This is a genomic window from Burkholderia sp. JKS000303 (assembly GCF_002563755.1).
Taxonomy (GTDB): domain Bacteria; phylum Pseudomonadota; class Gammaproteobacteria; order Burkholderiales; family Burkholderiaceae; genus Burkholderia; species Burkholderia anthina_B.
The window spans coordinates 148,630-168,157 of record NZ_PDBZ01000003.1; the positions used below are offsets into that span (position 1 = coordinate 148,630).

A 19,528-nucleotide genomic window follows, 5' to 3' on the forward strand; every position below is an offset into this window, starting at 1 on the left:
GTGTCTCAGTCTTCGGTACGGAACAGGTCGAGCACGCGCTCGCGCTCGGCCGCGTCGACGGCTGCCGGCATCGGCGCGTCGGGTTGGCCGTCATTGCCCGGCGCATCGGACGCCGGCGCGCCGCCGCACGCATAGCGGCTGCGGATGAACGGCGGCACGTCGGCGGTGCAGGTGCCGCGCAGGTATTCGTCGTACACGAAATCGCCGTCGGCAAGCGCGACGTCCTGCGGCGGCGTCGCCTCGAGCGGCGTGCGTCCGTCGACGGCCGTCTTCATGTAGTCGAGCCAGACCGGCAGCGCGAGCGACGCACCGGTCGCGCGCCCCATCGGCCGCGGCGTGTCGTAGCCGAGCCACGCGACCGAGACGATGCCCGACGAATAGCCGGCGAACCAGACGTCCTTCGAGCCGTTCGACGTGCCCGTCTTGCCGGCCGCGTCGTCGCGGCGCAGCGCGAGCGCGCCGCGCGCGGTGCCGGCGCGCACCACGTCGCGCAACATGCTGTCCATCACGAACGCGTTGCGCGCCGACACGACGCGCGTGCCGTCGGGCACGGGCGCGTCGTACAGCGCACCGCCATGACGTTGCTTCACCGACAGGATCAGGCGCGGCACCATCCGCATGCCACCGTTCGCGAATACGCCGTACGCGCTCGCGAGTTCGAGCGGCGTCACCGCGCCCGCGCCGAGCGCGAGCGGCAGCGACGCCGGATTGCGCTGCGCGTCGAAACCGAAGCCCACCGCATGCTGCTGCACGTAGTGTGGGTCGGCCGCCTGCATCAGGCTGACCGCGACGAGGTTCTTCGAGCGCACGAGCCCGCGTCGCACCGGAATGAAGCCTTCGTAGTGGTTGCCGAAATTGCGCGGACGCCATGGCCGCGCACCGGTTTCCGCATGCGTGAGCGTGCGCTGCGTGTCGTCGACCAGCACGCCCGGGAAGTAGCCCTTCTCCAGCGCCGCCGAATAGACGAACGGCTTGAAGCTCGAGCCCGGCTGGCGATACGCCTGCAGTGCATGGTCGAACACGTTGCGGTTGAAATCCGCGCCGCCGACGAGCGCGAGCATGTCGCCGGTCGCCGCATCCAGCGACACGAGCGCGCCTTCGAGACCGTTGCGCGCATCGCGCGTCGCGGGCTGGCGGCGCAGCGTGCGCGCGAGGGCGGCTTCGGCCGCGCGCTGGTCGCGCATCGAGATCGTCGTGGTCACGTCGAGGCCCAGCGTGTAGGCCTCGTCGTGAAAGCGCTCGACCATCATCCGGCGCGCGCGCTCCGCGACGTACGGCGCCGCGATGATGCCCGGCGGCGGCGTGGTCGCCAGCGCGATCGGCGCGGCCACCGCCGCGCGGTACGTCGCATCGTCGAGCTGGCCGAGGGCGTGCATGCGGCCCAGCACGTAGTTGCGCCGCGCGGTCGCGCGTGCCGGATTGACGACCGGGTTGAACGCCGACGGCGCCTTCGGCAGCCCGGCGAGCACGGCCGCCTCGCCCGCATTCAGCGCGTCGAGCGGCTTGCCGAAATACACGTGCGCGGCCGCCGCGAAACCATACGCGCGCTCGCCGAGATAGATCTCGTTCATGTACAGCTCGAGCAGCTTGTCCTTGCTGTATTCGCGTTCGAGCTTGATCGCCATCAGGATCTCGACGAGCTTGCGGCTCAGCACCTTGTCGCGCGTCAGGTAGAAATTGCGCGCGACCTGCATCGTGATCGTGCTGCCGCCCTGCCCGGGCTGCCGCGTCACGACGTTCGCGAACGTCGCACGCGCGAGGCCGCCGACGTCGATCGCGCCGTGCTCGTAGAACTTCGCGTCCTCGGCCGCGAGCAGCGCATGCCGCATCAGCGGCGGGATGTGCTCGAGCGGCACGAACTCGCGGCGCTCGACCCCGTATTCGGCGAGCAGCTCGCCGTCGCGCGCGAAAATCCGCAGCGGCAGCGCGGGGCGATAGACGGCCAGATGTTCGACGGACGGCAGTTGCGTCCAGATGCGATGGACCGTCCATGCGCCGATGCCCGCGCACGCGAGCATCAGGCCGAGCAACGCGCCCGCGAGCATGCGCCATGCACGGCGACGTGGCGACGCGGGGGGCGGAGACGGCGGCGGAGGGGAAGCGGTGTGGTCGGTCATTCGGGCTCCTTCTTCGATGCAGCGACGGCGGACGCACCACGCGCCCATCCGTCACGAAAGGCGCGCATTGTCGAAGGGATGCCGGGATACCGGAACAATCTTTAGCCAATGTTTGGCTGGCTAAATTTTATTTAGGAAGCGTTGCTCGGGCGGACAACGGCAATGGTCGGACCGCTGCGCGTACGCCGCTTCGCCTGTACCATCGTCCGCATGTTCGACACCTACCTGCGCCTGTGGGGCCTCGTGCCCGACGGCGGCCCCATCCTGACCGCGAGCGGCGGCGTGCTGCCCGTCGCCTGGCACGCGCGGCCGGCGATGCTGAAAATCGCCACGTGCGACGAAGAGCGTCGCGGCAATGCGCTGATGACGTGGTGGAACGGGAATGGCGCCGCGCGGGTCTGGCTGCACGACAGCGATGCGGTGCTGCTCGAGCGCGCGCAGCCCGCGCCGACGCTCGCCGGCCTGTCCGCCGCGGGCCACGACGACGACGCGCTGCGGATCGCGTGCGACGCCGTCGCACGGCTGCACGCACATCGCGCCGCCGCGCCGCCCGAACTCGTGCCGCTGCACGACTGGTTCTATTCGCTGCTGTCGTACGACGCGGACGACGACGTGCTGCGCCGCTCGGCCGCGACCGCGCATCGGCTGCTGGCTGGGCCATCCGTCGACGAAGCGGTCCTGCACGGCGACATCCATCACGGCAACGTGCTTCACTTCGGCGACCGCGGCTGGCTCGCGATCGATCCGAAGGGCCTGCGCGGCGACCGCGCGTTCGACTATGCGAACCTGTTCTGCAATCCCGCGCACGACATCGCGGTCGATCCCGTGCGCTTCGAGCGGCGCGTCGCGATCGTCGCCGAGGCCGCGCAACTCGACCGGCGCCGGTTGCTGGAATGGATCCTCGCGTGGGCCGGCCTGTCGGCACTCTGGCTGATGGAAGACGAACAACCACCCGACACGCGGCTGCAGGTCGCGGCACTCGCCGCCGCCGCGCTCGACGTGTAGCACGCAACGCGCGCCACACGACAACGTCGACAACGCCCCGCCGCCGCGCCAATAAAAAAAACCCGCCGGCATTCACCGGCGGGCTTGCACATCCGACTCCCTGCGCGATGCTCAGCGCGCGGGGTTCAGCGTCAGGTTCATGTGACGGTTCACATCTTTGTACAGCAGGTAGCGGAAGCGGCCAGGGCCACCCGAATAGCATGCCTGCGGGCAGAACGCGCGCAGCCACATGAAGTCGCCTGCTTCCACCTCGACCCAGTCCTGGTTCAGGCGATAGACGGCCTTGCCTTCGAGCACGTACAGGCCGTGCTCCATCACGTGCGTTTCGGCGAACGGAATCACGCCGCCCGGCTCGAACGTCACGATGTTCACGTGCATGTCATGACGCATGTCGCTCATGTCGACGAAGCGCGTCGTCACCCATGCGCCGTTGGTGCCCGGCATCGGGATCGGCTCGACGTCCTGCTCGTTGGTCACGAACGCTTCCGGCAGCGGAATGCCGTCGACGACCTGATAGTGCTTGCGGACCCAGTGGAAACGCACGGCAGCATCGCTGACGTTGTGCAGCGTCCAGTCGGCGCCCGGCGGAATGAACGCGTAGCCGCCCGGCTTCAGCGTGTGCTTCTTGCCCTGCAGCGTCAGCTCGGCCTCGCCTTCGACGACGAACAGCACGGCTTCGGCGTTCTTGTCCTGCTCGGGCTTGTCGCTGCCGCCGCCCGGGTTCACTTCGACGATGTACTGCGAGAAGGTTTCGGCGAAACCCGACAGCGGACGCGCGATCACCCACAGGCGCGTGTTGGTCCAGAACGGCAGCCAGCTCGTGACGATGTCACGCATCACGCCCTTCGGAATGACGGCATACGCCTCGGTGAACATCGCGCGATCGGTCAGCAGATCGGTCTGCGGCGGGTGGCCGCCATGCGGCGCGTAATACGTTGTCTTAGACATAAAGCATCCAGGCAATGGGTTGGTCCGGCCCCGGGTGAAAACGGCAGCCGCGGCACACAGGCGCGTGGGGCACGCATGCGGCGGCGGAACATTGTTGCCGGGGTGGCTTGAAAGCGCATGCGCCTTCGTTCGGTCGGCCAGGCTTCGCGACGGGTCCGTCCGGTTCAGCGGGCGGTGCGACCCATGCTTGTGGGTCCGGCGGCCGGGCCGCGGACACTCGGGTCATGCGGCGGGGCACGGGGGACGGCACGGTTCGGTTCCGTACGCGGGCAGCGTTGACGATAGCGAAGTCGATTCCGATCGACCAATTAAATGTTGCGATGACATCCATTCGATTTCCCACTACCCGCCGGCGCCCGCGACGGCCGGTACGCCAGGATTTCAGGCGGTTTGCGTATCAGGGAAATCCTGATGCGCAGGCGCGTGGATACGGTGCCGGTGAAGTACCCGATGCAGGCGCGATACGGATGAGTGTGCGGATGAAGGATGAGCAGATGGCCGCCCGGCCGCGCTGCTTCGATCACGCGTGCGCGTCGGCTTCACGACGTGGCGTGACGGTGAATGACGTGCGGGAATGCAACCGGCGATGTCGTCGCCAGGCGGGAGAGGTCAACCGGAAGGAAAAGCATGCCGGCCCGTCGATCGGGCGAACATGATGCGCTGCTGAAACCGCGGAAGGTGGCCGGTCTGGGCGGTGATGGCGGCCCGACTCAGGCTGCCGGGCCGACCGTCGGATCGGATATCGACGCGTCGGGCGCGCCGGTGCGCAAGCCGCGCACCGCGCTGCGCCCGTGGGGCGCTTAGTCCCAGTGACGGTTGTGGCGATGCTTGCGGTGGCGAGAGCCGTGATCGCGCTCGTACGAGCTGCGCGACATGTTGCCGCCGAGCGCCGCGCCGGCGCCGCCGCCGACTGCCGCACCCAGCAGGCCGCCCGTGCGGCCGCCCATCGCGTTGCCGGCCGCGGTACCCGCGCCGCCGCCGAGGGCGCCGCCGATGATCGCGCCGGTGCGCTCGCGACGGTTCGACGTCACGGCGCCGCCGGCGCCACCGCCGATCGCGCCACCGATGACGGAGCCCGTGCTGCCGCCGACCGCGCCACCGACTGCTGCGCCGGCAACCCCGCCGAGCGCGCCGCCAAGCGCGTTGTTCAAATCACCGGCCATTGCCGGCAGTGCGGTCGCGCCAGCCAGGGCGGCGACGACGAGAGCGGGGGCGATTTTCTTCCACATTCCCGTATTCTTCCTTGTTCGCAATCTGGTTATTAAAGGTCCGCTCGCTACGACGATCTGAACCGATCGACGTTGATTCAGGCATTGTGCCGAATCCCGGACCAATTCATTTCAATGAGCTTGCGGCGAAGAATAGCACCGCTCCCGCCTCCTTGCCGTCGACATTCTGGTAACAAGTTGTTTACGAAAATGGACGCTCGGGCTGGCCGTGAGAAAAGCCGCAAATGCCCGCCAGACGGACGTCTGGGCGATTTCAACTCATCCAGGAGGAATGACCGCGAGCACCGGAATCGCCCCGCCGAGACACACGTGGCAACACATCGGGCGCGGGCAGCGCGCCGGGTCGGCTTCAACCGGTCATCCGGCGTTGATGAGGGTCAGTACACGCCCGGGAGCAGGCGCCAGGTGCGCGCGAAGTACGCGTCGTATTCGGCGCCGAACTGTGCGCGCAGCAGCGCCTCCTCGGAGCGGATCCGCGCGACCAGCGGCACCAGCATCAGCGCGACCAGCAACAGGCCGACGCTCGAGCGGAACGCGCACGCCCAGCCGATCGAATTGACGAGCAAGCCGAGATAGCTCGGGTTGCGGATGTGACGGTAAATGCCGCCCGTGACCAGCGTGTGGCCGGGCTGGATGGCAACCAGCCCGCTGAAGCGCTTGCCGAGCACGAATACGGGCCAGATGCGCAGCACCCCGCCCGCAACGTACAGCACGACGCCGACCCATCGCACCGCGTCGCCGCCGAAGGTCCAGACGTCGAGCCGGTCGGTCAGCGCGGGCAAATAGGCCAGCAGGAACCCGCTCGCGCCGAATGCCGCGAGCACCCAGCGGTTGTCGCGGTTCTCGCGCTCGCCGGCGCTCAGGTTGCCTTCGGTAAACATCGCGGCGAACGCCAGCGCGAACGTCACGACGGCGACAGCGGTGAGTTGCGGATGGGAGAAGAAGGCGGCGAACCCGCCGATGCCGAGCACGGCGAGCCCGAGATAGACGAGCGTGGAGACGCTCGACACGATTGCGACCTTGCGCGTGACGGACATGATTGCCTCGCCGGGATGGGCTTTCCTGTGAAGTATAGGAACCCGGGCGAGCGATGCGCCGGCGCACTGTTACACGATGCGCGCGTCGGCCCTGCCGATGACGGCGGCGCGGCGCCGAACGACGCGGCCGATCAATGTGCGGCGCAGCACGCGGGCCGGGCCCGCATGCGCGCGTACCGCTGGATCAGCGGATGCGGAAGTTGCCGCCGATCCCGACGCTGATGGGCGGTGCGTAATACCCCGGCGCATAACCGTAGTAGGCCGGCGCGGGTGCGTAGCCGTAAGGCGGCGCAACGTAGCAGCCGGACAGGCCGCCGATCAGCGCAAACGTAACGAGGACTTTGTACATGGCTCGATTCCCGGCGAAAAGGACACGTGGCACCTTGCGAAAGCCGGGCCGCCGCGACCTGCGGCGACCGGCACGAAGAGGCGATCCGCCCTTCCTGTCGCTCGATGAAACAATGCGCCGAGTCTAGCGCCGGGCCCGCACGGGCGAGTTTCGCGCGCGGTTACACGTGTTACCTCGCGTCACCGCTGAAACAGATGCGCGCCGCGCCGCCCGTGCGGCGAGCCATGCCCGCTTACACGAAATGGGCGCGAATGCGCTGCGCGACCGATTCGAGCGCCACCGCGTCGGCGATGTCGCGCGCGTGCATCCGCAGCTCGACGCCTTCCCAGCGCGGAATCACGTGGAAATGCACGTGCGGAACCGTCTGGCCGGCTGCCGCACCGTTGAACTGGCCGATGAACACGCCGTCCGGCCCGAGCGCCGCGCGCACGGCCGCCGCGATGCGCTGCGTCATGCGGATGCCGGCCGCGGCCGCCTCGCCGGACAGCTCGAAGATCTGTGCGGCGGGCTCCTTCGGGATCACGAGCACGTGACCGTCGGACTGCGGCATGAGATCCATGATCGCGATGGTTTCGTCGTCTTCGGCGACCTTCACGCACGGCAGTTCGCCGCGCAGGATTTTGGCGAACGGGTTGTTGTTGTCGTAGGACATGGCGTTTTCCGATAGCGGTTTGACGGATAGAAGAGCAATGCCGGACGATTATCGGCCGATGGCCGGTTCGAGTTCAACTCGTCCGGTGCCGCGCCGGCCCGCCGATCGGCAAAACGCACGGCCGGAACGCGCGCGCGGACGCCATCCATCCGTCACGCAACCGCGATTGCGCCGCGTCGCCCGAACCTGCGACACTGCCGCATCGTTGCCGGCCGGCACGCCACCGAGGACGCTCGCGCATGACGATTTCCATCAAATCGCTGATCCTGCGCGGCGCCGCACTCGCGGTCGTCGCCGCGATCGGCTACACGGGCTACATGCTGTCCCGGCTCGCGCCGATCGCGACCGGCTATGCGGCGAAGGCGCTGTGTTCGGGCGTGTTCGTGTCGGGTCGTCCGGCCGCGTCGGTGATCGACATCGACATCATGGCCGGCGTGCATCCGCTGCTGAAACTGGTGCGCCCGTCGGTGGATCCCGAGCATCATCGCGCCGTCGCGACCTTCGCCGGCTTCGCGCAACGCGAAGCGGACTTCCGGCCGGGGCTCGGCTGCACGCTCGCGCTCGGACCGTCGCCCGGCGTGCTGCCGGCCGCGCTGCCGCCCTTCCCCGATCCGCCGCCCGCGCAAGCGGCCCCCGTCGCCCCCGGCGCGCCGATCGTGCCGCCCGCCGGCATCGACGCACGCAAGCTGCAGACCGCGCTCGATCGTGCGTTCGACGAACCCGATCCGGCGCGGCCGCGGCGCACGCGCGCCGTCGTCGTGATGTGGCGCGGCCAGGTGATCGCCGAACGCTATGCGCCCGGCTTCACGGCCGACATGCCGCTGCCCGGCTGGTCGATGACGAAGACCGTGACGGCCGCGCTGGTCGGCATGCTCGTCGCGCAACACCGGCTGTCGCCGGATGCGTCGGCGCTGCTGCCCGAATGGCGCGGCAGCGGCGATCCGCGCGCGGCGATCACGCTCGACGAGCTGCTGCGGATGACGAGCGGCCTGCAATTCAACGAGGACTACGACGACCCGCTGTCCGACGTCGCCGTGATGCTGTTCACGCAGCCCGACACCGCGCGCTTCGCATCGTCCAGGCCGCTCGCCGTGAAGCCCGGCACGCAGTGGTACTACTCGAGCGGCACGAGCGCGATCGTCGCGCGCGTGATGCGCGTCGCGATGGGCGGCACCGAGGACGACTACCTCGCGTTTCCGCGCCGCGCGCTGTTCGCGCCGCTCGGGATGCGCAGCGCGGTGTTCGAGCCCGATGCATCCGGCACGCTCGGCAGCGCGTCGTTCATGTATGCGAGCGCGCGCGACTGGGCGCGCTTCGGGCAGTTTCTGCTGCAGGACGGTGTGTGGAACGGTCAGCGGCTGCTGCCCGAAGGCTGGGTGCGCTACCTGACGCGCGCAACGCCGCTGTCGCCGCACGAGGAATTCGGCGCGCATCTGTGGGTGAAGGTGCCGGAGCCGTTCAACGATACCGGCCCGGATGCGCGTGCCTTACCCGCCGACGCGTTTCATGCGGTCGGCCATGAAGGCCAGTTCGTGAGCGTGGTGCCGAGCCGCCAGCTGGTGGTCGTGCGACTCGGGCTGTCGCGGCCGGAATCCGCGTGGAATCACGAAAGGTTTCTCGCGCGCGTGCTCGACGCGGTGCCCGCGCCGGGCGAATGACGGCCGGCGCGCAGCATTCGGTGAATGCGGGCGGTAAATGCAGGCGGTGACACGGCGGCGGCCGACGCCGCCATGCCGCCGCGGCGCGCCGCACACCGCACGCGACTGACGACGCGTTACGGATTCGCGCTGCCCGCGTACTGCTTGAAGCCTTCGCGCGTCGCGAGACGGTCGATGTAACGCTTCACCGCCGGGAAATCCGGATGCTCGAACGGCGTGCCGAACCAGCGGTTCACCGACAGGCCGATCGGAATGTCGGCGAGCGTGAAGTGGTCGCCGGCCACGTATGCGCCGGTCGCTTCGAGCTGTGCGTTCAGCACCGTCATGTGCTTCGTCCAGCCCGCGATCGACTGCGCGATCACCGCCGGATCCTGATGATCGGGCGACTTGCGCACGAGGCCGAGGAATGCGCCGACCCATGCGCGGTTCAGGTCGGCCGCCTGCCAGTCGATCCACTGATCGACCCGCGCGCGCGCCTGCGGCTCGGCCGGATACAGCGCATCGCCGCCATAGCGGTTCGCGAGGTAGCGGATGATCGTGTTCGATTCCCAAAGCACGAAATCGTCGTCCTTGATCACCGGCACGAGCGCGTTCGGATTCAGTGCCAGATAGGTCGGATCGTTGGTCGTGCGAAAGCCCGAGCCCCAGTCTTCCTGTTCGAACGGCAGGTTCAGCTCGGTGCACAGCCACAGCACCTTGCGGACGTTGATGGACGGGATCTTGCCGAGGACGTGCAGCATGCAGTCTCCTTGTGAGGTCGGATGCAGGGCGTTCGGGGCACTCGACCGGCCCGAACGGGTATCCGTCGAATTTATACACGACCTCGGGGCAAACGGCAGGCCGCGCGCGCAAAATCGGTGTGCGGCCGGTCGGTCAGGTCGCGCAACGCGTGCTCGGCCGTCGGGAACCGGAACATGAATCCGTCCTGATGCAGCCGCGCCGACATCACGCGCTGCCCGTCCAGCAGCAGCTCGGCCATCTCGCCCATCGCCACGCGCAGCGGGGCGGCCGGCACGTGCAGCCAGGCCGGGCGCCGCAGCACCTTCGCGACGACCGCCACGAACTCGCGCTGGGTCAAGGCCACCGGTGCGACCGCGTTGTAGACACCGCGCATGCCGCCGTTCGACATCGCACGCGCGATGATCCGCAGCACGTCGTCCCGGTGAATCCAGCTCATTACCTGCGCGCCGTCGCCGAACCGGCCGCCCATGCCGACGTAGTGCGGCAGCAGCATCGGACGCAACGCGCCGCCGGGGCCGAACACGATGCCCAGCCGCAGCACCACCGTCCGCACCCCGTGGCGCTCGAGCGGCTGCGCCGACTGCTCCCACTGCCGGCACAACGCCGACATGAAGCCGCTGCCGGCGCTGCTGCCCTCGTCGAGGCGCTCGTCGGCCGGCCGCACGCCGTAGTAGCCGATCGCCGATGCCTGGATCCACGTGCGCGGCTTGACCTCGGCGGTCTCGACCCAGCGCATCAGCGCCTGCGTGACGCCGACGCGGCTGGCGAGCAGCAGCGCCCGGCGACGCTCGCTCCAGCGCGCGCCCAGCACCGGCGCGCCCGCGAGATTGACGACCGTGTCGAAACGCTCGTGCGGCTGCAACTGCGCGGCGGACGTCACGCTGCGCACGCGGCCGTGAAACTGATAGGCCGCGCGCAGCGGATCGCGCGCCAGCAACGTGACCGTATGCCCCGCATCGAGCAGCTGGTTCACGAGGATCTCGCCGATGAAGCCGGTCCCGCCGGTCACGAGCACGTTGCCGGCCGGCTGCCCGGCGAACGGATTGGCGGCCGGCGCGCGCCGTGCGATCCGGCAGGCCGCGATCCCGTCGCGCATGCCCGACAGCGTCACGCCGACGGCGAACAGGCTGAGCAGCCAGCCGCGCCAGCCGGCATCGATCGCGCGCAACGCGGTCGGTTCGTGGGCCCACGCGGCCAGTTGCATCGCGAGCATCCCGAACAGCGCCCCGCCATTGACGGCCAGCAGCGTGTGCAGCACGCGCTCGGTCGCCGGCAGCTTGCGGCTTTGGTCCTCGACGACGAAATCCCATAACGTCAGCGCCACTTCGACGAGCACGACCGCCGCGATGGCCGCCACCCACGCGCCATGAAAGGCGACGTTCGCGATCGACGCGAACACGAGACCGTAGAGCACGGAACGCACCGCATGAATCGTCAGTTCGAGCCGCGCGCGCGGACGGTGCGGCAGATCCTGCGTGAGTTCGTGGTGGTAAAGCGTATCGAATGCGCCCATCGCGCCCTGCACGATCAGCAGGTCGAGCGCCCAGTGAAAAGCCGGCAGCGTGTTCATGCGGTATCCCTCCTCCACAACCAGACGAGCGGCGGCACCATCGCGACGAGCGCCGCGACATCGGCCACCACGTGGCTCGCTACCTGCGCGTGCCACGACAGCAGCATGTCCTGCGGCGCCCAGATCAGCAGGCCGGCCAGCAGCCATCCCCACACTTCGCGTCTGCGCAACCGGTTGCCGAGGTGGACGAGCGCCAGCATCCAGACCGATGCGCATTGCAGCGTCGCGCCGAACAGCGACAGCCACCAGATCTGCTGCGCGCGCGCCGCATCGGGCGCCGTTGCGGCCCAGAAATGCAGCTCGATGCGCCGGTGATACGCATCGAACCACGACGCCCCGGCGACCCACGGCAGCGCCGCGCCGACGAGCAGGTGCACGATCGCCGCCGCATACATCCCGTTCACGACGATGCGACGCACGTCGTCGCGCGCGGGACGATCCGCCGCCGTGCCGATACCGCATGCCCGGGCATCGCAGTGCGCTTCGGCGTGATAGCCGAGCCAGCGCGACACGACATACCGGTTGCGCGCGAGGCGACGATACAGCGGCGCGAACACGTCACGCACGGCCGGCGCGCGCAGCAGCCAGACGAGCCCGTGACGCCCGACCAGCGTATAGGCGGCCACGATGCTGTCCATGCCGGTCAGCATGCGCCCGTCGGGCAGGCGCGCATGCAGCTCGCGATTCAGCGCGGAAAGGTCGACGCCGAGCGGCGCGGGATCGAAGCCCGGCTCGGCGATATCGACGAAGGCCAGCCGGTGTCGCGTGTCCTGCGCACCGAGACGCCTGATTTCCGCCGCGCATAACGGACACCGTCCGTCGAAGTAAAGAACCAGTTCACTCGAACTCATGTTTTGCACTCCTTCTTTTTATCGCAAGCATCATGAATCGATCGACTGCCCGGCAGCCACGCACTTACATCGGCTTGAGCACCATCAGGAAATAGACGGACAGCATCGCGAAGAACGCCGGATAGCCAAGCAGCTCCCAGCGCTTCGCATAGCGCCAGTAGCGCGCCGGCAACGCGGCGTCGCCATTCGCGTGCGCGAGCTTCGCCATCGAGGCCAGTTCGATCTGCAGCCACACGACCGGCAGCCAGCACGCGCCCGCGATCGCATACAGCACGATCGACGCGACGAGCCACGGCGTATCCCACTGCCAGCCGGCCGTGTGCGCGAGCCACAGCCCGGACGCGGGCTGGAACAGCACGGCCGGCGTCGTGAACCACCAGTCCGCGCGCACCACGAGGCGCGACACGGCCGCGATCGCCGGCACCGAGCGCGTGCGGTTCGCGAAGAACAGGTAGAACGCGGTGCCGAAGCCGGTGCCGACCATCAGCACCGAGGACAGGATATGCAGCGTCTTGACGATCAGGTAGACATTCATTTTTATTCCTCGTCGGCAAACAGGATCAACAGGATCGCGAGAATCGGCACGTTCTTGAGCACGGGGCCGAACGGCTCGGCGAGCAGGGCCGGCATCGTGACCGCGATGACCGCCGAATACGCGACGATCAGCGCGCCTTGCGCGACCCACAGGCGGCGGGACGGCGCAACGACGGTCGCCACGCCGAACGCGCAGTCCAGCGCGCAGGCCGCGTAGAGTGCGATCAGCGCGGGCAGCCCGGTCAGGTGCGCGTGCGCCAGCATCGCGAGGCTGTCGCTCCGCGGATGGACGAAGGCGCTGACGATGGCCGTCCAGATCCAGACGATCGCGAGCGCACCGAGCAGCAGCGGCCGCCGCCACATCGCGAGCGCGTCGTGGCGCAGCACGGCCGCATCCGCGCCGATGAAGGTCCGCAGCCCGCGCGGCGCGCGGCCGAGCACGGCCGTGATGGCCGCGGGATCACCGGTGTTGCCGCCGCGCAGCATCGTCCACGTGTCGCGGGTCAGCATCGCGCCGGGAATCGCGCCGGACAGCGTGGCCGCCGCCCCGACCAGCAAGCCCGGCAGCACGATGCGCGCCGCCGGCGGAAAACCGAGCGCCGCGCGATAGCCGCCGAGCATGTCGCGGTACTCGACTTCGTCGGCGCCAACGGCTTCGATGACACGCTCGCCGGCCGCCGGCGCATCGACGAGCCGCGCGACGAGTTCGGCGAGATCGTCGACATGCACCGGGCGCAGCCGTTGATGACCGCCCGCCGGCAGCACGTGCACGGGCAGGCTCGCGAGCATCCGGAAGAACCGCGCCGACGTGCCGGACGCGCCGTAGACCAGCGCCGGACGCACGATCCGGGACTCGAGCGGCAGCGTCTGCAGGAAGCGGTCGGCGGCGTACTTGCTTGTGAAATACGGCGTATCGCCGCGTTCGACGCCCAGCGCCGAAATCTGGATCACGCGCCGCACGCCGGCGCGGCAGCACGCGGTGAACAGCGCGCACGGCGCCGCACGGCGTCCAGCGTCGCACCGCGCCGGCCGGCGAGGATGCCGACCGCGTTGATCACCACGTCGACGCCCTCCAGCCGGGGCAGCCATGCATCGGCGTCGACGTCCTTCGCGAAGTCGATTTCGAGGTCGCGCGGGCCGGCCGCACGGCGCACGCCGCGCAGCACGCGGTGGCCGCCGGCTTCGAGCCGCGCGCCCAGCGCCCGCCCGATGAAGCCGTTCGCGCCGCACACGAGGATGTTCATGTCGCACTCCGTCGTGCGGCATGCCGGCGGTTCGACAGCAAGGCCAGGGTCATCATCGTCCTCTATTTACAGTTATTTCTGTAAAGACAGAAATATAAAACCCGAAAAAAGCGGGCTGTGTGCCCGCACGTCCGGTGCTGCTTACTTCGACGACTTGCGCCGGACCGTCTGGCTGATCTTCGCGCCGATGCCGAGCGCCTTCATCAGCGTGTCCGGCTTCAACCGCAGCATTTCGTCCGACCAGGTCGTGAGCGTCTCGACGAACTGCAGCGTGTCGCGGATGCGCTGTTCGGTCTCGCGGCTTTCGTCGGCGATCTCGGGGCTCGTCAGGCAATCGCGGAGCACCGTGAGCGTCGGTTCGATCTCGCGCTGGCGCCGCCCTTCGACGATCAGCTTGAACAGTTCCCAGATGTCGGTCGACGTCTCGAAATGGTCGCGGCGATCGCCCAGCACGTGCACGACCTTCGCGAGCCGCCACGACTGCAGTTCCTTCAGGCTCGTGCTGACGTTGGAGCGCGCGACGTTGAGCGTCTCGGCGATCTCGTCGGCCGCGACGGGCCGCCCGGCCAGATACAGCAGCGCGTGGATCTGCGAGACGGTGCGGTTGACGCCCCACCGCGAGCCCATTTCGCCCCAGTGGAGAATGAATCGTTCGGCAATCGGTGTGAGTTCCATGTCGAGAAATTTAGGCTTTTCAGTAATTTCTGTCAAGAGAGAAATAACCGGAGAAGCCGGCGTGTCGCGGCCCGCCGCGCGCCGCCTTTCCCGACGCGGATGCCCGCTTCCATTACAATGCGCGGGATTTTTCCGATTTCAGGCCGTCCCCGCCTTTCTGAACAGACAGAGGTTCCCATGATCATCAAACCGCGCGTGCGTGGCTTCATCTGCGTGACGACTCATCCGGTCGGCTGCGAAGCCAACGTCAAGGAACAGATCGACTACGTGACTTCGCACGGCACGATCGCCAACGGCCCGAAGAAGGTGCTCGTGATCGGCGCGTCGACGGGCTACGGCCTCGCCGCCCGGATCTCGGCCGCATTCGGCTCGGACGCGGACACGCTGGGCGTGTTCTTCGAGCGCGCCGGCAGCGAAACGAAGCCGGGCACGGCCGGCTGGTACAACACCGCCGCGTTCGAGAAATTCGCCGCCGAAAAGGGGCGCTATGCGCGCAGCATCAACGGCGACGCATTCTCCGACAAGGTCAAGCAGGTCACGATCGACACCATCAAGCAGGATCTCGGCAAGGTCGACCTGGTCGTCTACAGCCTCGCGGCACCGCGCCGCACGCATCCGAAGACGGGCGAAACGATCAACTCGACGCTGAAGCCGATCGGCAAGACGGTGGCGTTCCGCGGGCTCAATACCGACAAGGAAGTCATCCAGGAAACCGTGCTCGAGCCGGCCACGCAGGAAGAGATCGACGGCACCGTCGCCGTGATGGGCGGCGAGGACTGGCAGATGTGGATCGACGCGCTCGATGAAGCCGGCGTGCTGGCCGACGGCGCGAAGACGACCGCGTTCACGTATCTCGGCGAGCAGATCACGCACGACATCTACTGGAACGGCTCGATCGGCGAAGCAAAGAAGGATCTCGACAAGAAGGTGCTGTCGATCCGCGACAAGCTGGCCGCGCACGGCGGCGATGCCCGCGTGTCGGTGCTGAAGGCCGTCGTCACGCAGGCGAGCTCGGCGATCCCGATGATGCCGCTCTACCTGTCGCTGCTGTTCAAGGTGATGAAGGAAACCGGCACGCACGAAGGCTGCATCGAGCAGGTGTACGGGCTCCTGAAGGACAGCCTGTACGGCGCGACGCCGCACGTCGACGACGAAGGCCGCCTGCGCGCGGACTACAAGGAGCTCGATCCGCAAGTGCAGGGCAAGGTCGTCGCGATGTGGGACAAGGTGACGAACGAGAACCTGTACGAGATGACCGACTTCGCCGGCTACAAGACCGAATTCCTGCGTCTGTTCGGCTTCGAGATCGCCGGCGTCGACTACGACGCGGACGTGAACCCGGACGTGAAGATCCCGGGCATCATCGACACGACGGTCTGACGACCGGGCCCGCCGCGCGCAAGCGCGGGCGGCGGGCTATCCTCCACAGGCGGCGTCAGGCCGGCGCCGCCTCGTCCAGATACACCCCGGCCGACAACGTGGCCTTCACCTGCCGCGTGAAGTCGTCGGTGGACACCTCCTCCGCACCGGATTCGATCGCGTCGTACGCCTGGCGCACGACGTCGGCCGGCGTCGCCTTGGGCACGTCGAGGCCGCGCGTCAGGTCCGTATCGATGAAGCCGGCGTGCAGCCCGACCACCTGCGTGCGCTGCTCGCGCAGCGAATGCCGCAGCCCGTTGGTCAGCGCCCACGCGGCCGATTTCGACACGCCGTAGCCCGAGAGGATCGGCCGGTTCACCCAGCTCGCGACGGACAACACGTTCAGGATCGCGCCGCCGCCGTGGCCGGCGAGCGTTCCCGCGAACGCGCGCGACATCGCCAGCATCCCGAACACGTTGGTCTCCAGGTGAGCGCGCAACGCGTCGACCGCACCGTCGTCGGTCAGGCTGCCGAGCCGCGCGATGCCCGCGTTGTTGATCAGCAGCGTGACGTCGCGCGCCGCGTCGGCGGCCGCGGCGACCGCCGCCGGGTCGGTCACGTCGAGCTTCACGGGCACCACGCCCGGCAGCGTCACGCTGGCCGGATCGCGGGCGCCCGCATAGACCTTGCGCGCGCCGCGTTCGAGCGCCTGCTTCGCGAACTCGAGGCCAAGCCCGCGGTTCGCGCCCGTGATGAAAACGACAGCACCTTCGATCTTCATGATCGTTCCTTTCCGAGATTCGATCCCGTCCGCGCCGGTTCGCCGCGCGCCCGGAATCCGGTGAAAACCACGCTCCCTTCGCGCACCGAACCGTTGCCCCGCCGGTGCCGGAAGCCGGGCCGCCCCGCCGCCCGCGCCTCGCCGCACCCAAGCCCCGACCGACATCCAGCCATGTCGCGCCGGTTGCTTCGCTTCGTCCGCGAAGTCGGCTACACTTGATCTCAATGTCGATCACCATCGTCTTTGCGATGCATAGTGCCAGCGCGACTTCGCGCACGTCAATGGTGATCGCCATTGTGATTTTCAATCGCTGCAATTGCTGAAATGAGGGATGGATCAATGGGCGTCTCGAGACAACAGGCTGCCGACAACCGCAACGCGATCGTCGCGGCCGCCGAGCGGCTGTTTCGGGTGCGCGGCGTCGACGCGGTCGGGCTGACGGAATTGATGAAGGAAGCCGGCTTCACGCAGGGCGGCTTCTACAACCATTTCAAGTCGAAGGACGCGCTGGTCGCCGCCGTGATGGACAAGGCGATGCAGGATCGCGCGGATTCGCCGAACGCCGGCAGCGTCGCAAAACAGGTGACGGCGTACCTGTCGGGCGCGCATCGCGACAACGTCGAAGCCGGCTGCCCGCTGTCGGGCTTCGCGGGCGATGCGCCGCGGCTGACCGACGCGGCGCGCGCCTGCTACACGCACGGCGTCGCCGCGTATCTCGACCGGCTGGAACGCATGGTGGCCACGGAAGGCTCGGCCGCGACGGACGCGCGTGGCGACGCGATCGCCGTCTTCAGCCAGATGGTCGGCGCGCTGGTGCTGTCACGGGCGGTTGCCGGCACCGATCCCGCATTGGCCGACGAGATTCTCGATGCGGCGCGCCGCACGCTCGTCGCGCAGCCCGCCCCCGGCGATCCGGCCGTGCCGGCATAGCGGCACGTCGCCGTGCGCGCGCGACCGCGCCGCCATCGCGCGCTACTGGACTGCCCTCGCGGCATCCCACAGCGGCTGCTCGCCGAGCGCCGCATGCCACGCGTCGAACTGCGTGCGCCATGACTCGAACGGCTCCTGCAGCGGATGACGCGGATCCTCGCTGAGTGAATACGCCATCCCTTCGATCAGCCAGCGCGGCTTGGTCGCGACTGCGAGGTTGCCGAGCACTTCGGCCTGCCGGTGATGGATCAGCTCGTGCGCCAGAAAGTAGGTCTGCCAGCCGCGCGGCGCCACGGCCACGCCGAAATCCCCGAGCGTCAATGCCGCGCGTTGGCCGAGGCCGAAAGCATCGGCGCACGCGCGCGTCGAGCAGAACACGACGCGCGGCGCATCGCGAAACGGCCCCACGGCCGCCGCCGCGCGCGCGTAGCCGTCGCGATAGAGCTGCTGCGCGTCGCCGAGTTTCGCGGCATCGTCGATGCAGATGTCCGCGCGCGGACACGACACGCCGGGCAGCAGCGCCGGCGCGACGACACGCAGCGGCTTGACGAGCGCGTAAGCGGCGATCGGCAGCGCGACCAGCAGCCCCGTGAGGGCGAAAGCGACGTGGGAGCGTTTCATCGTGGCGGCCATTCCGTTGGCGTTCCGGTGGAGTGTTGCAGCACGAATATATCGGAGCCGCGCGGCCGCCGGCCGGCTTTTCGTGCCGCGTGGCTTGCACATTGGCGGCGCGGCCGGTGATCCGCGACAGAAGATGGTTGGGGCGTCGCATCGCCGCCCTCTCCCCGGGTTGCCGATCCGTCCGGTCATTAAGACGTTTTTCGACCTAATTTCGCCCGAATAATATATTGGACGCATGACCGGAAGCGCCGCATCCTTGCCGCACATCGACCTGCCGCACCGCAAGGACCGCACATGAAGCACAACGAATGGCTCACCGGAATCGGCTACGGACTGCTCGCGACGCTCATCTGGGGCGGCTTCCCGGTCGTCACGCGGCTGGGCGTCACGCATGCCGCGCTCGATGCGTTCGACATCGCGTTCATCCGCTTCGCCGTATCGGGCACGCTGTTGCTGCCGGTCGTGCTCCGTCGCGGCGTCCGCACGCTGCCCCCCACCGCGATCGTGCTGATGGTGATCGGCGCCGGCGCGCCGTACATCCTCACGGTCGCGGCGGCGCTGAGCCGTGCGCCGGTCGGCTACTTCGCGCTGACGCCCGGCAGCATGATCGCGTTCACCGCCGTCCTCGGCCGGTGGATCGCGCGCGAGACGCTGTCCGCCGCGCGGATCGCCGGCATCGTCGCGATCCTGGCCGGGATGGCGCTGGCCGCCTCCGACGCGCTGAGCGGCGCGATCGGGCCGCTCGCCGTCGCGCTGTTCGTGCTCGGTGGCCTGCTGTGGGCCGTCTATAACGTCACGACGAAACACGCGGCGGCCGGTGCGCTGCATGCGACGGCCATCGTGTCGGTCGGTTCCGCGCTGCTCTACTGCCCGCTTTATCTCGTCGTGCGCGGCGGCGCCGTGCTGCATGCGCCCGTCTCGGCCATTGCCACGCAGGCGATTTACCAGGGCGTGCTGATGTCAGTACTGGCGCTCTACTGCTTCAGCCGCGCCGTCGTCGCACTGGGCCCGGCGATCGGCGCAACCTTCGCCGCGCTGATGCCGCTGCTCGCCACGCTCGAAGCGGCGCTGCTGCTCGGCGAACGACCGCACGCAACGGTGCTCGCCGGCATCGCGGTCGTCACGGCCGGCATGATCGTGAGTCTTGTGAGCCGGAAGCCGTCGGGAGAACCGCGCGCCGTTGCACCGCCGAGCCCGGCCGCAAACGGGTGACGCGGAAGACGGCGC

General features: G+C 68.6%; 19 protein-coding genes and 1 pseudogene. 6 read left to right on the forward strand and 14 right to left on the reverse strand.

Annotated elements, in window-relative coordinates:
- Positions 1-5 precede the first annotated feature (5 nt).
- Entirely contained in the window at positions 6-2,117 is a 2,112-nt protein-coding gene (locus tag BX604_RS28525; RefSeq protein WP_098554205.1) for a penicillin-binding protein 1A, read from the reverse strand.
- Positions 2,118-2,327: 210 nt separating this feature from the next.
- Between BX604_RS28525 and BX604_RS28530 the strand changes: the two genes are divergently transcribed.
- Positions 2,328-3,122 (forward strand): aminoglycoside phosphotransferase family protein, encoded by a 795-nt coding sequence (locus BX604_RS28530; protein ID WP_098555045.1) that lies wholly within the window; start codon positions 2,328-2,330, stop codon positions 3,120-3,122.
- A 111-nt stretch (positions 3,123-3,233) separates the two neighbouring features.
- Here BX604_RS28530 and BX604_RS28535 read toward each other — a convergent pair whose 3' ends face one another.
- Entirely contained in the window at positions 3,234-4,070 is an 837-nt protein-coding gene (locus BX604_RS28535) for a bifunctional allantoicase/(S)-ureidoglycine aminohydrolase (protein WP_098554206.1), read from the reverse strand.
- A gap of 627 nt (positions 4,071-4,697) precedes the next feature.
- Here BX604_RS28535 and BX604_RS39145 point away from each other — a divergent pair.
- On the forward strand, positions 4,698-4,874 hold the full coding sequence (locus BX604_RS39145; protein WP_179894913.1) for a hypothetical protein: 177 nt from the start codon (positions 4,698-4,700) through the stop codon (positions 4,872-4,874).
- On the opposite strand, the gene BX604_RS28545 is transcribed toward BX604_RS39145, so the two are convergent.
- The 4 genes from BX604_RS28545 to BX604_RS28555 all read right to left on the reverse strand — a co-directional run bounded on the left by BX604_RS28545 (position 4,871) and on the right by BX604_RS28555 (position 7,337).
- Complete coding sequence (locus BX604_RS28545) at positions 4,871-5,299, reverse strand: hypothetical protein (protein WP_098554208.1); 429 nt, start codon at positions 5,297-5,299, stop codon at positions 4,871-4,873. The genes BX604_RS39145 and BX604_RS28545 overlap by 4 nt on opposite strands.
- 377 nt (positions 5,300-5,676) lie before the next feature.
- Positions 5,677-6,336 carry a methyltransferase family protein gene (locus tag BX604_RS28550; RefSeq protein ID WP_098554209.1) on the reverse strand — a complete coding sequence of 220 codons (660 nt, stop codon included), beginning with the start codon at positions 6,334-6,336 and terminating at the stop codon, positions 5,677-5,679.
- Between the two features lie 184 nt (positions 6,337-6,520).
- On the reverse strand, positions 6,521-6,685 hold the full coding sequence (locus BX604_RS39150; RefSeq protein WP_175801354.1) for a hypothetical protein: 165 nt from the start codon (positions 6,683-6,685) through the stop codon (positions 6,521-6,523).
- Positions 6,686-6,917: 232 nt separating this feature from the next.
- Positions 6,918-7,337 carry an HIT family protein gene (locus BX604_RS28555; protein ID WP_098554210.1) on the reverse strand — a complete coding sequence of 140 codons (420 nt, stop codon included), beginning with the start codon at positions 7,335-7,337 and terminating at the stop codon, positions 6,918-6,920.
- A 239-nt stretch (positions 7,338-7,576) separates the two neighbouring features.
- Between BX604_RS28555 and BX604_RS28560 the strand changes: the two genes are divergently transcribed.
- The gene (locus tag BX604_RS28560) at positions 7,577-8,995 is read left to right on the forward strand and encodes a serine hydrolase domain-containing protein (protein WP_098554211.1); all 1,419 of its coding nucleotides are present in this window, start codon (positions 7,577-7,579) and stop codon (positions 8,993-8,995) included.
- A 116-nt stretch (positions 8,996-9,111) separates the two neighbouring features.
- Here the strand turns inward: BX604_RS28560 and BX604_RS28565 are convergent, their stop codons facing one another.
- The 6 genes and pseudogenes from BX604_RS28565 to BX604_RS28590 all read right to left on the reverse strand — a co-directional run bounded on the left by BX604_RS28565 (position 9,112) and on the right by BX604_RS28590 (position 14,610).
- The gene (locus BX604_RS28565; RefSeq protein WP_098554212.1) at positions 9,112-9,735 is read right to left on the reverse strand and encodes a glutathione S-transferase family protein; all 624 of its coding nucleotides are present in this window, start codon (positions 9,733-9,735) and stop codon (positions 9,112-9,114) included.
- Between the two features lie 71 nt (positions 9,736-9,806).
- Positions 9,807-11,306 carry a TIGR01777 family oxidoreductase gene (locus BX604_RS28570; protein ID WP_098554213.1) on the reverse strand — a complete coding sequence of 500 codons (1,500 nt, stop codon included), beginning with the start codon at positions 11,304-11,306 and terminating at the stop codon, positions 9,807-9,809.
- Entirely contained in the window at positions 11,303-12,157 is an 855-nt protein-coding gene (locus tag BX604_RS28575) for a thiol-disulfide oxidoreductase DCC family protein (RefSeq protein ID WP_098554214.1), read from the reverse strand. The genes BX604_RS28570 and BX604_RS28575 overlap by 4 nt, the downstream gene beginning before the upstream one ends.
- A gap of 64 nt (positions 12,158-12,221) precedes the next feature.
- Entirely contained in the window at positions 12,222-12,692 is a 471-nt protein-coding gene (locus BX604_RS28580; RefSeq protein ID WP_098554215.1) for a DUF2269 family protein, read from the reverse strand.
- Positions 12,693-12,694: 2 nt separating this feature from the next.
- Positions 12,695-13,935 (reverse strand): annotated as a pseudogene (locus BX604_RS28585) (SDR family oxidoreductase).
- A gap of 141 nt (positions 13,936-14,076) precedes the next feature.
- Positions 14,077-14,610, reverse strand: coding sequence for a GbsR/MarR family transcriptional regulator (locus tag BX604_RS28590; RefSeq protein ID WP_098554216.1), 534 nt, complete (start codon positions 14,608-14,610; stop codon positions 14,077-14,079).
- Positions 14,611-14,787: 177 nt separating this feature from the next.
- Between BX604_RS28590 and fabV the strand changes: the two genes are divergently transcribed.
- Positions 14,788-15,990, forward strand: coding sequence for an enoyl-ACP reductase FabV (gene fabV, locus BX604_RS28595; protein ID WP_098554217.1), 1,203 nt, complete (start codon positions 14,788-14,790; stop codon positions 15,988-15,990).
- Between the two features lie 55 nt (positions 15,991-16,045).
- Here fabV and BX604_RS28600 read toward each other — a convergent pair whose 3' ends face one another.
- Positions 16,046-16,750 carry an SDR family oxidoreductase gene (locus BX604_RS28600; RefSeq protein ID WP_098554218.1) on the reverse strand — a complete coding sequence of 235 codons (705 nt, stop codon included), beginning with the start codon at positions 16,748-16,750 and terminating at the stop codon, positions 16,046-16,048.
- A 339-nt stretch (positions 16,751-17,089) separates the two neighbouring features.
- Between BX604_RS28600 and BX604_RS28605 the strand changes: the two genes are divergently transcribed.
- Entirely contained in the window at positions 17,090-17,680 is a 591-nt protein-coding gene (locus tag BX604_RS28605; RefSeq protein ID WP_098554219.1) for a TetR/AcrR family transcriptional regulator, read from the forward strand.
- A 42-nt stretch (positions 17,681-17,722) separates the two neighbouring features.
- Here BX604_RS28605 and BX604_RS28610 read toward each other — a convergent pair whose 3' ends face one another.
- A complete protein-coding gene (locus BX604_RS28610) occupies positions 17,723-18,301 on the reverse strand; it encodes a hypothetical protein (protein WP_098555048.1) in 579 nt (192 codons plus the stop codon).
- Positions 18,302-18,595: 294 nt separating this feature from the next.
- Between BX604_RS28610 and BX604_RS28615 the strand changes: the two genes are divergently transcribed.
- Complete coding sequence (locus BX604_RS28615) at positions 18,596-19,513, forward strand: DMT family transporter (protein ID WP_098554220.1); 918 nt, start codon at positions 18,596-18,598, stop codon at positions 19,511-19,513.
- Positions 19,514-19,528: the final 15 nt, after the last annotated feature.